This is a genomic window from Hydrogenivirga sp., from assembly GCF_056450045.1.
Map to the genome: position 1 here is coordinate 1 of NZ_JBWONM010000052.1, position 11,406 is coordinate 11,406.

The following is an 11,406-nucleotide window of genomic DNA, read 5'->3' on the forward strand; positions in this document are numbered from 1 at the left end:
ACGGCTACATGGAGATATACAAGAAGCTCAGGCTCGTAGAGACCATGACCATGGAGATAGAGAACCTGATTGAGAGGGCTCGCTCCTACTACGAGGTATTCTTCAACCAGATAACGAGATACGACCTCTCCAAGGTCGGTCGTGTGAAGATAAACGCGAAGGTTCACAAGCTACCCAAAGTCCTCAAGCCCGCAGACGTTGATAAGCTTGATAAGCTACCGCCGGTAGCCCTCGCCGAGGACGTTGGGAAGTACAAGGAGGGCACGAAGCTTACTCCAGAGATACTCAAGGAAATCTTTAAAAACAAGAAGATAAAGGAAGTCAAGATAAAGGACTATACCGAAGATGAGGCGAGGTTCATACTCCCCATAGACCTCGTGAACATCCTCAAGTACCTGATAGACTTACGCTTTAGAAGGGAGCGAAAGGACGACATAGCCCACCTTGGTAACAGAAGGGTGAGGTCTGTAGGTGAGCTCTTGGAAAACCAGGTCAGAACCGGAATAGCGAAGATGGAGAAGGTCTTCAGGGACAGGGTCGCTGTCATAAACCCCGAAGACCCGAACATAAGACCTCAGGACCTCATAAACCCGAGGTATCTGACAAACTCAATAGTTGAGTTCCTGAAGGGAGGACAGCTCTCCCAGTATCTTGACAACGCCAACCCCCTCTCTGCTCTGACCCACAAGAGGAGACTATCAGCCCTCGGTCCGGGAGGACTCACGAGGGAAAGCGCCAAGTTTGAGATAAGGGACGTTCACCCTTCCCACTATGGACGTATATGTCCCATTGAAACGCCCGAGGGTCAGAACATAGGTCTCGTGACCTCAATGACGGTTTACGCTCAGGTGAACGAGTACGGCTTCCTCATAACGCCCTACAGGAAGGTTGAGAACGGTGTGGTAACCGATAAGATAGAGTACCTCGCAGCCTACGAGGAGGAGGACTACGTTATAGCCCAGAGCACACCCACCGACGAAAAGGGAAGGATACTTGAAGAAAGGGTCCTCGCAAGGCACAAGAACGACATAAGGATAGTGAGACCCGAGCAGGTGAACTACATAGACGTCTCACCTAGACAGGTGATATCCGTCTCAGCCTCACTCATACCCTTCCTTGAGCACGACGACGCCAACAGAGCTCTGATGGGTTCTAACATGCAGAGGCAGGCGGTTCCCCTTATCCTCACCCAGGCACCCCTGATAGGTACCGGCATGGAGAAGAAGGTTGCCAGAGATTCTCACTCCGTTGTCGTTGCCAAGAGGGGCGGTGTCGTTGAGGAGGTCAACAGCTCCCGAATAATCATAAGGGTGAACGAGGAGGAGGTGAACAAGGAAGACCCCCTTGACTTCGGGATAGACATCTACGAGCTGAAGAAGTTTCAAAGGACCAACCAGAACACCTGTGTGAACCAGAGACCCCTCGTGAGAAAGGGTGAAGAGGTGAAGGCTGGGGATGTTATAGCGGACGGCCAGTCAACCTACAGGGGAGAGCTCGCCCTCGGTAAGGACGTACTCGTTGCCTTCATGCCCTGGAGGGGGTACAACTTTGAGGACGCTATCGTGATCTCCGAGAGGCTCGTAAAGGAGGATGTGTTCACCTCTATACACATAGAGGAGCTTGAGCTTGAGGCGAGAGAGACAAAGCTTGGAGAGGAAGAGATAACGAGACAGATACCGGGCGTTCCCGAGAGGGCACTCGCCCATCTTGACGAGCTCGGTATAGTTAAGATCGGAACCTACGTCAAGCCCGGGGACATCCTCGTCGGAAAGGTTACCCCCAAGGGGGAGACCCAGCTTACACCCGAGGAGAAGCTCCTTCAGGCTATCTTCGGTGAGAAGTCAAAGGATGTCAAGGACTCATCCCTCAGATGTCCCCCCGGTGTTGAAGGTGTCGTAATAGACGTCCAGATATTCACGAGGCGCACCGGTGAGAGGAAGAACATGCTCGTTGACAGCGTGGAGAGGGAGGAGCTTGAGTCTCTCACCGAGGAGATGGAGAAAAGGAAGAAGCTCATAATTGAGGGAAGGAACAGGGTCCTCAAGGGCTTTATACTCGGTAAGAAGATAGAGAAGGACGTCACGCTTAGGAAGAAGACCTACAAGGCTGGGACGGTCATAGACGAAGCCCTCTTCAAGTCCCTGCTCAACTTCATAATCTCCAAGCCCGACAACTTCTTCAAGAACAAGAAGCTGATCCAGAACATCACAGAGGTCGTGAACAAGGCTAAGAGCCAGATACAGATGCTCAGCAAGATATACGAGGAGAAGAAGAAGTCCCTCTACAGGCGTGGAGACCTGCCCGCGGGTGTGATAACCCTCGTCAAGGTTTACATAGCCCAGAAGAGGAAGATAAAGGTGGGTGATAAGATGGCGGGTAGGCACGGGAACAAGGGTGTTGTGTCCGTCGTTCTTCCCGTGGAGGACATGCCCTTCCTGCCCGACGGAACGCCCGTTGACGTCGTTCTCAACCCTCTCGGTGTTCCATCCCGTATGAACGTAGGTCAGATCCTTGAGACCCACCTCGGCTGGGCAGCCAAGGGACTCGGAAAGAAGATAGGTCAGATGCTCTCAGACGGGGCGACGAGGAAGGCTATAACTAAGTGGCTGAAGGAGACCTACGCTATAGGTGACCCTACGGGTGAGAACGCAAAGTTCATAGAGGAGTTCTTAAACTCCCTGTCCGATGAAGAGTTCTACAGCGTGGTAAGGGATTACGCCCAGAATGGAATTCCGATGGCTACACCCGCCTTTGAAGGTGCCGAGGAGAGCGCTATAAGGGAGCTCCTCAAGCGTGCAGGTCTCAAGGAGAATGGCAAGAGCACCCTCTACGATGGAAGGACGGGAGAGCCCTTTGACTTTGAGGTCACCGTCGGTTACATGCACATGCTCAAGCTTATCCACATGGTTGACGATAAGGTCCACGCAAGATCAACTGGACCTTACTCCCTCGTTACCCAGCAACCCCTCGGAGGAAGGGCACAGTTTGGAGGTCAGCGTCTCGGAGAGATGGAGGTCTGGGCTCTTGAGGCTCACGGAGCAGCCTACACCCTCCAGGAGATGCTAACCGTCAAGTCCGACGATATAGAGGGAAGGAGCAAGGTCTATGAGGCTATAGTGAAGGGTAAGTACACCTACTCGCCGAGCATACCTGAGTCCTTCAGGGTTCTCGTAAGGGAGCTCAAGGCTCTGAGCCTTGATGTCAGGTGTGTCAACGGCGAGGATGTTGGCTGTGACCAAGTTGAGATGAAAGAGGAGGAAGAGAAATGAATCAGAAGAGAAGAGGTCTCTTTCCCTTTGAAAAGATCAAGCTTCTCCTTGCCTCACCTGAGGAGGTGAGGAGCTGGTCAATGGGGGAGGTAAAGCGCCCTGAGACTTTGAACTACAGGACGCTCAAGCCGGAGAAGGATGGACTCTTCTGTGCAAAGATCTTTGGACCCATAAAGGACTACGAGTGTCTGTGCGGAAAGTACAGGGGTAAGAGGTACGAGGGGACGGTATGTGATAGATGTGGGGTTGAGGTGACCCTCTCCTACGAGAGGAGGAAGAGGTTCGGACACATAGAGCTTGCCGCTCCGGTAGCCCACATATGGTTTCTGAAGAGCACACCTTCAAAGATAGGAACGCTCCTGAACCTTACCTCAAGGGATGTAGAGAGGATAATCTACTTTGAGTCCTATCTCGTTATAGAGTATCCGACAGAGGAAGAGGAAGAAGCCTTCGCAAAGCTTGAGGAGACGATCCCTCTCAACGACGGCACCACGACCAAGTGGGTGAAGCTCCACGTGGTAAACGAAGCGGAGTTTGAGGAAGAGTACTCCTTCACCGTTGATGAGAAGTACGAGTACGGCATGGGGGCTGAGATAGTCAAGACCGTCCTGTCCCAGCTTGACCTGCCCGAGTATTCGCGGAAGCTCAAGGAGCTCATAAAGCCTTACAGCATAGGCTTTGAGGACCTCGGGAAGGAGCTTGAGACCCAGTACAAGAACCTGTATGAGAAGATAATAAGGACTGTAGCTGAGAGCCTGCGTCAGTTCGGTGTCAACTTCCCTAACCTCGAGGAGAAGAAGCTTACCCTTGAGCAGGCACTGCACAAGATAATCTCTGAGGAGCTGTATCTGAACGTTGAGACGGGTGAGCTCTCCGAAGAGGACAAGGGAGATGAGTACCTGACCGGCAAGGAAGCGATAAGGACTTACTACGAGAACGTAAGGGCTAAGAAGAACATACCCATATTTGAGAGGGTCAAGGAGGAGATAAGGCACACCGTCCTGAAGGAAGTATCAGAGCAGAAGGTAAGGAAGTATCTCAGGATTCTCAAGCTCGTTGACGGCTTTATAAAGAGCGGAAACAGGCCCGAGTGGATGATACTTGAGGTAATACCTGTTCTTCCCCCAGACCTGAGACCCCTCGTGGCCTTGGACGGAGGAAGGTTCGCCACATCCGACCTGAACGACCTCTACAGGAGGCTCATAAACAGGAACAACCGTCTCAAGAGGCTGATAGAGCTTGACGCACCAGAGATAATCATAAGGAACGAGAAGAGGATGCTCCAGGAGGCGGTAGATGCCCTGATAGACAACGGGAAACGCGGAAGGGTCGTCACCCAGAATGGAAGACCCCTCAAGTCTCTGGCGGACTACCTCAAGGGTAAGCAGGGTAGGTTCAGGCAGAACCTACTCGGTAAGAGGGTTGACTACTCGGGTCGTTCGGTAATAGTCGTTGGACCAGAGCTCCAGATGCACCAGTGCGGTCTTCCCAAGATAATGGCTCTTGAGCTCTTCAAACCCTTCGTTTACAGGAGGCTTGAGGAGAAGGGCTACGCCACGTCCATAAAGAACGCCAAGAAGCTCGTTGAGCAGAAGACCCCGGAGGTCTGGGAGTGCCTTGAGGAGGTTGTCAAACAGCACCCGGTCCTTCTGAACCGTGCACCCACACTCCACAGACCATCAATACAGGCTTTTGAGCCCGTCCTCGTTGAGGGCAAGGCTATAAGACTCCACCCCCTCGTCTGCCCACCCTTCAACGCTGACTTTGATGGGGACCAGATGGCTGTTCACGTCCCCCTCGGCATAGAGGCTCAGCTTGAGTCCTACATACTCATGCTCTCAACCCAGAACATACTATCCCCTGCTCACGGCAAACCCCTCACCATGCCTTCTCAGGACATGATTCTGGGAACCTACTACATGACCCAGGATCCCATACCCGGCAGGAAGGGAGAGGGTAAGGTCTTCGGTTCCAGAGAGGAGGTTCTCAAGGCTCTTGAGCTCGGAGTGGTTGACATACACGCCGGGATAAAGCTCAAGCTTGACGGCAAGCTGATAGACACAACACCCGGAAGGGTACTCTTCAACTCAATAATGCCCGAAGGTGTTCCCTTCGTTAACTACACCCTTGACAAGAAGAAGCTCTCCAGGCTGATAACCGACCTCTACATACAGGTGGGTAATGAAGAGACGGTCAAGTTTCTTGACCGTGTTAAGGAGCTGGGTTTCGCAAGGGCTACCATGGCAGGTATATCCATCGGTGTGGACGACCTTCAGGTGCCCAAGGTGAAGAAGGAGATAATTGAGAAGGCTCTCAAGACCACCGACGAGATATGGAACCAGTACGTCAGCAACGTCATAACCAACAAGGAGAGGTACAACAAGATAATTGACGTCTGGTCTGAGGCTACCAATCAGGTATCCAAGGCTATGTTTGACGAGATTGAGAAGGGAGAGAGGCTTGAAAACGGGAAGAAGTTCCCCGGTGTCTTCAACCCGATATTCATGATGGCAAACTCCGGTGCGAGAGGTAACAGAGACCAGATAAGGCAGCTAGCCGGTATGAGGGGTCTCATGGCAAAGCACTCGGGAGAGTTCATAGAGACGCCCATAATATCAAACTTCCGTGAGGGTCTATCCGTTCTTGAGTACTTCATATCAACCTACGGTGCGAGGAAGGGTCTTGCGGATACAGCCCTAAAGACAGCCTTTGCGGGTTATCTGACGAGAAGGCTCGTTGACGTTGCCCAGGACATAACTATAACGGAGCACGACTGCGGAACCCTGAAGGGCATTGATGTTGAGCCCATAGTTGAAGGTGGTGAGGAGAAGGTTCCCCTCAAGGACAGGATATTCGGAAGGGTTCTCGCCGAAGACGTCAAGGACCCCTACACCGGAGAGCTAATAGCCAAGAGGAACGAGGTTATTGACGAGAAGCTCGCAGAGAAGATAGCCCGTAGCGGGGTTGAGAAGGTCAAGGTCAGGTCTCCCCTTTCCTGTGAAGCGAGGAGGGGAGTTTGTGCCATGTGCTACGGATGGGACCTCTCCCAGAGGAAGATAGTCTCCGTCGGAGAGGCTGTGGGTGTTATAGCCGCCCAGTCCATAGGAGAGCCGGGCACCCAGCTCACGATGAGGACCTTCCACATAGGTGGTGCTGCGACAGCCCAGAAGATTCAGAACGTTCTCAAGGCCGAGACCTCCGGCAAGGTTAAGTTCTACAATCTCAAGCTTATAACCAGCAGGAAGGGAGAGGTTCTCAACATATCAAGGGAAGGAGCAATCGGTATAGTTGATGAAGAGGGAAGGGTGATTGAGAGGCACGCTGTCCCCTACGGAGCTAAGATGCTCGTTGAGGAAGGTCAGGAGGTTAAGGAGGGCAGTGCCCTTGCGGAGTGGGACCCCTTCAACACCTACATAATCGCTGAAGAAGAGGGTAAGGTTGAGCTAAGGGACATAATCCTTGACGTTACCGTCAGAGAGGAGAGGGACGCCCTTACCGGAAAGACGGTCACTATAGTCTCCTTCATGAGACCCAAAGACGCCACCCTTCACACCCCGAGGGTCGTTGTTGTCACAGAAGATGGAAGGGAGCTCACCTACGACCTGCCGGTCAACTCAATTCTCAACATACCTTCCGAGAAGATGGAGCTGGAGTGGCACGTCTGTCCGACCTGTTCCGAGGCTGAGGACGCCCAGGTTCAGCACAGGTACTATGTGGTGAAGGACCTTAAAGTAAAGCCCGGAGATATACTCGCCCGTATCCCCAAAGAGATGGCAAAGGTCAGGGACATAGTCGGAGGTCTGCCCAGGGTTGAGGAGCTCTTTGAGGCACGTAAGCCCAAGAACCCGGCGATAATCTCCGAGATAGATGGCTACGTGAAGATATACGAGGATGCGGATGAGGTGATAATCTACAACGCTGTCAGCGGTGAGACAAGGAAGTACGCCATAAAGAAGGATGAGCTCATACTCGTCAGGCACGGGCAGTTCATAAAGAAGGGACAGAAGATAACCGAGAGCATCACCTCCGACATAGACGGACAGGTCAGGATGAAGGGAAGCAAAGGCTTCAGGGTCATCGTTTACGATAAGGATACTGGTCTTGAGAAGGAGTACCTCGTTCCGAAGGGTAAGCACCTGCTCGTGAAGGACGGAGACGAGGTAAAGGCTGGTGAACCCCTTACGGACGGCACACCCATACCCGAGGAGATGCTCAAGGTAAAGGGCGTTGAGGAGCTCCAGAAGTTCCTACTCAAAGAGGTCCAGATGGTTTACAAGCTCCAGGGTGTTGATATAAGCGACAAGCACTTTGAGATAATCATCAGACAGATGCTCAGGAAGAGGAGGATAGTGGACCCCGGAGACAGCAGGTTCCTCGTGAACGAAGAGGTTGACAGGGAGGAGCTTGAGGAAGAGATACAGAGGATAAAGGAAGAGGGAGGAAAGCTCCCCAAAGCTGAGCCCGTCCTCGTGGGTATAACTAAGGCTTCCCTTTCCACGAGGAGCTGGATATCCGCCGCCTCGTTCCAGGAGACAACGAAGGTCCTCACGGAAGCCGCCTGCGAGGGTAAGACAGACGAGCTCTACGGTCTCAAGGAGAACGTCATAGTCGGTAACCTGATCCCCGCTGGAACCGGTGTGGACGAGTACTCAAGGGTGAACGTGGTTGAGGAGGGTCAGAAGAGCCTCTTCCCCGAGACACCTCAGGAAGAATTGAAGGAGGAAGGTGAGTGAGATATAATAGTAGATTGCGTGTTTTCAGGAGGATAGAGGTATGCCGACCATAAACCAGCTGATAAAGCACGGCAGGCAGAAGAAGAGGAAGAAGTCCAAATCCCCTGCACTGGAAGGGAACCCTCAGAAGAGGGGGGTTTGCGTCAGGGTGTACACGGTTACGCCCAAGAAGCCGAACTCGGCTCTGAGGAAGGTCACGAGGGTTAGGCTCTCAAACGGCATAGAGGTTACCGCCTACATACCCGGTGAGGGACACAACCTTCAGGAGCACTCCATAGTTCTCGTTAGGGGTGGAAGGGTCAAGGACCTTCCCGGTGTCAGGTACAAGGTGATAAGGGGAGCGCTGGACGCTGCAGGAGTTCAGGGAAGGCGTCAATCCCGCTCCAAGTACGGAGCCAAGAGACCCAAGGAAGAGAAGGGAGGTTAAGGTATGCCCAGGAAAGGACCGGTAACCCCAAGGGAGATTCCACCGGACCCCAAGTACGGTGATGTATTGGTGCAGAAGCTAATAAACAAGGTGATGAAAGACGGCAAGAAGAGCGTTGCCGAGTGGATAGTTTACACAGCCCTTGAAGAGGCGGCTCAGGAGAGGGGTATGACCCCCGTTGAGCTGATGCACAAGGTGATAGAGAACCTCAAACCCCAGTGGGAGGTGAGACCCAGAAGGGTTGGAGGAGCTACCTACCAGGTTCCTATAGAGGTCCCTGAGAGGAGGCAGATAAGCCTCGCAATAAGATGGCTGGTTGAAGCTGCGAGGAATAGACCCAAGGGGAGAGGCTCTTACACAATGGCGCAGAGGCTTAAGGCTGAGATGCTTGATGCCCTTGACGGAAAGGGCGGAGCGGTTAAAAAGAAGGAGGACACCCACAAGATGGCTCAGGCTAACATGGTGTTCTCCCACTTCAGGTGGTAAGGAGGTTCGGTTATGGCAAGGGCGGTTCCGATAGAGAAGTTAAGGAACATAGGGATAGTGGCGCACATTGATGCGGGAAAGACAACGACTACCGAGAGGGTTCTCTACTACACGGGAAGGACCTACAAGATAGGTGAGGTGCACGAAGGTGCAGCCACTATGGACTGGATGGAGCAGGAGAAGGAGAGGGGTATAACTATAACCGCCGCAACGACCGCCTGCTTCTGGGAAAGGAACGGACAGAAGTATCAGATAAACATAATAGACACACCCGGACACGTTGACTTCTCCGTTGAGGTCGTCCGTTCAATGAAGGTGCTTGACGGGATAGTTTTTATCTTCTCCGCGGTTGAGGGCGTCCAGCCCCAGTCGGAGGCTAACTGGAGGTGGGCTGATAGGTTCAACGTCCCGAGGGTAGCCTTCATAAATAAACTTGACAGGCTCGGAGCCGATTTTTACAGGGTCTTCAACGAGATAGAGGAGAAGCTCACCATAAAGCCCGTTGCGGTTCAGATACCCGTCGGCGTTGAGGACAACTTTGAGGGTGTTATAGACCTCATGGAGATGAAGGCGATAATATGGCTTGAGGAGACCCTGGGAGCGAAGTACGAGATAAGGGACATACCGCCCGAGTACGCGGATAAGGCTCAGGAGTGGCGTGAGAAGATGGTGGAGACCATCGTTGAGACCGACGACGAACTTATGGAGAAGTACCTTGAAGGGCAGGAGGTGAGCGTAGAGGAGCTCAGGAGAGCTCTTAGGAACGCTACGATAGAGAGAAAGCTTGTTCCCGTTCTCTGTGGTTCCGCCTTCAAGAACAAGGGTGTTCAGCCCTTGCTTGATGCGATAATTGACTATCTTCCCTCTCCTGTAGATCTCCCACCTATAAAGGGGACAAACCCCAACACGGGTGAAACCGAGGAGAGGAAGCCCGAGGACAGCGAACCCTTCTGTGCATATGCCTTTAAGGTCATGTCCGACCCCTACGCCGGTCAGCTGACCTACATAAGGGTTTTCTCCGGACAGCTCAAGGCTGGCTCTTACGTTCTGAACGTCACCAAGGGTGAGAAGCAGAGGGTAGGAAGGCTTCTCAGGATGCACGCCAACACGAGGGAGGAGATACAGGACGTTTCCGCAGGTGAGATATGCGCCGTCGTTGGTCTTGATGCCGCTACCGGTGATACCCTTGCGGACGAGAAGCACCCCATAATCCTTGAAAAGCTTGAGTTCCCGGACCCGGTCATATCAATGGCGATAGAACCCAAGACCAAGAAGGACCAGGAGAAGCTCTCTCAGGTTCTGAACAAGTTCATGAAGGAGGACCCCACCTTCAGGGCTACCGCTGACCCCGAGACGGGTCAGACCCTCATCCACGGTATGGGAGAGCTCCACCTTGAGATAATGGTTGACCGTATGAAGAGGGAGTACAACATAGAGGTGAACGTCGGTAAGCCTCAGGTCGCCTACAAGGAGACCATACGTAGGAAGGCAACTGGAGAGGGCAAGTTCATAAGGCAGACGGGTGGTAGAGGTCAGTACGGACACGCCATCATAGAGGTTGAGCCCCTTGAGAGGGGACAGGGCTTTGTCTTTGAGAACGCCATAGTGGGGGGTGTTATACCCAAGGAGTTCATACCTGCGGTTGAGAAGGGTATAAAGGAGGCGCTTGAAGGCGGCATACTTGCCGGCTATCCCGTTGTGGACGTTAAGGTAAGGCTCTTTGACGGCTCCTACCACGAGGTTGACTCCTCAGAGATAGCCTTCCAGATAGCGGGTTCAATGGCTTTCAAGGATGCAGCGAAGAAAGCTGACCCCGTCATCCTTGAGCCCATAATGGAGGTTGAGGTTGAGACCCCAGAAGACTATGTCGGCGATGTCATAGGAGACCTGAACTCCAGACGTGGAAAGATAATGGGAATGGAGAACAAGGGGGTGATAACGGTCGTTAAGGCTCATGTCCCCCTTGCTGAGATGTTCGGCTACGCGACAACCCTAAGGAGCTTGACACAAGGAAGAGGAACGTTTATAATGAAGTTTTCCCATTACGAGGAGGTTCCTCAGCATATCGCTGAAAAGATCATAGGTCAGCGGATGGCTGGAAAGAGTGCCTGATAGGAGGTAAGGAAAGAGATGGCGAAGGAGAAATTTGAGAGGACTAAAGAGCACGTGAACGTAGGGACCATAGGGCACGTAGACCACGGCAAGAGCACCCTCACCTCAGCCATAACCTGCACCCTGGCAGCAGGACTGGTAGAAGGGGGGAAAGCTCAGTGCTTTAAGTATGAAGAGATAGACAAAGCACCCGAAGAGAAGGAAAGAGGAATAACCATAAACATAACCCACGTTGAGTACGAGACAGCAAAGAGACACTATGCACACGTTGACTGTCCCGGACACGCAGACTACATCAAGAACATGATAACCGGAGCAGCACAGATGGACGGAGCGATTCTGGTCGTCTCAGCAGCCGACGGACCGATGCCCCAGACAA

At 52.8% G+C, this 11,406-nt stretch carries 6 protein-coding genes; all 6 read left to right on the forward strand.

Features of this window, described 5'->3' with window-relative positions; all coding sequences use genetic code 11:
• Nucleotides 1–3,269 (forward strand): DNA-directed RNA polymerase subunit beta (rpoB, locus tag AC1HCM_RS02050; RefSeq protein WP_479460112.1); only part of this gene is annotated, 3,269 nt, incomplete at its 5' end.
• On the forward strand, nucleotides 3,266–8,002 hold the full coding sequence (rpoC, locus tag AC1HCM_RS02055) for a DNA-directed RNA polymerase subunit beta' (RefSeq protein ID WP_479460113.1): 4,737 nt from the start codon (nucleotides 3,266–3,268) through the stop codon (nucleotides 8,000–8,002). The genes rpoB and rpoC, both read left to right, overlap by 4 nt.
• A gap of 40 nt (nucleotides 8,003–8,042) precedes the next feature.
• The gene (rpsL, locus tag AC1HCM_RS02060) at nucleotides 8,043–8,429 is read left to right on the forward strand and encodes a 30S ribosomal protein S12 (RefSeq protein WP_479460114.1); all 387 of its coding nucleotides are present in this window, start codon (nucleotides 8,043–8,045) and stop codon (nucleotides 8,427–8,429) included.
• Between the two features lie 3 nt (nucleotides 8,430–8,432).
• Nucleotides 8,433–8,915 (forward strand): 30S ribosomal protein S7, encoded by a 483-nt coding sequence (gene rpsG / locus AC1HCM_RS02065; protein WP_479460115.1) that lies wholly within the window; start codon nucleotides 8,433–8,435, stop codon nucleotides 8,913–8,915.
• Nucleotides 8,916–8,927: 12 nt separating this feature from the next.
• On the forward strand, nucleotides 8,928–11,027 hold the full coding sequence (fusA, locus tag AC1HCM_RS02070; protein WP_479460116.1) for an elongation factor G: 2,100 nt from the start codon (nucleotides 8,928–8,930) through the stop codon (nucleotides 11,025–11,027).
• Between the two features lie 18 nt (nucleotides 11,028–11,045).
• Nucleotides 11,046–11,406, forward strand: a 361-nt coding sequence (locus tag AC1HCM_RS02075; RefSeq protein WP_479460117.1) for a GTP-binding protein, incomplete at its 3' end; no start/stop codon positions are given.

Bases quoted from the DNA above. Each gene is read 5' to 3' on its own strand.
- rpoC (WP_479460113.1), top strand. From the start codon at position 3,266: ATGAATCAGAAGAGAAGAGGTCTCTTTCCCTTTGAAAAGATCAAGCTT.
- rpsL (WP_479460114.1), top strand. From the start codon at position 8,043: ATGCCGACCATAAACCAGCTGATAAAGCACGGCAGGCAGAAGAAGAGG.
- fusA (WP_479460116.1), top strand. From the start codon at position 8,928: ATGGCAAGGGCGGTTCCGATAGAGAAGTTAAGGAACATAGGGATAGTG.
- rpsG (WP_479460115.1), top strand. From the start codon at position 8,433: ATGCCCAGGAAAGGACCGGTAACCCCAAGGGAGATTCCACCGGACCCC.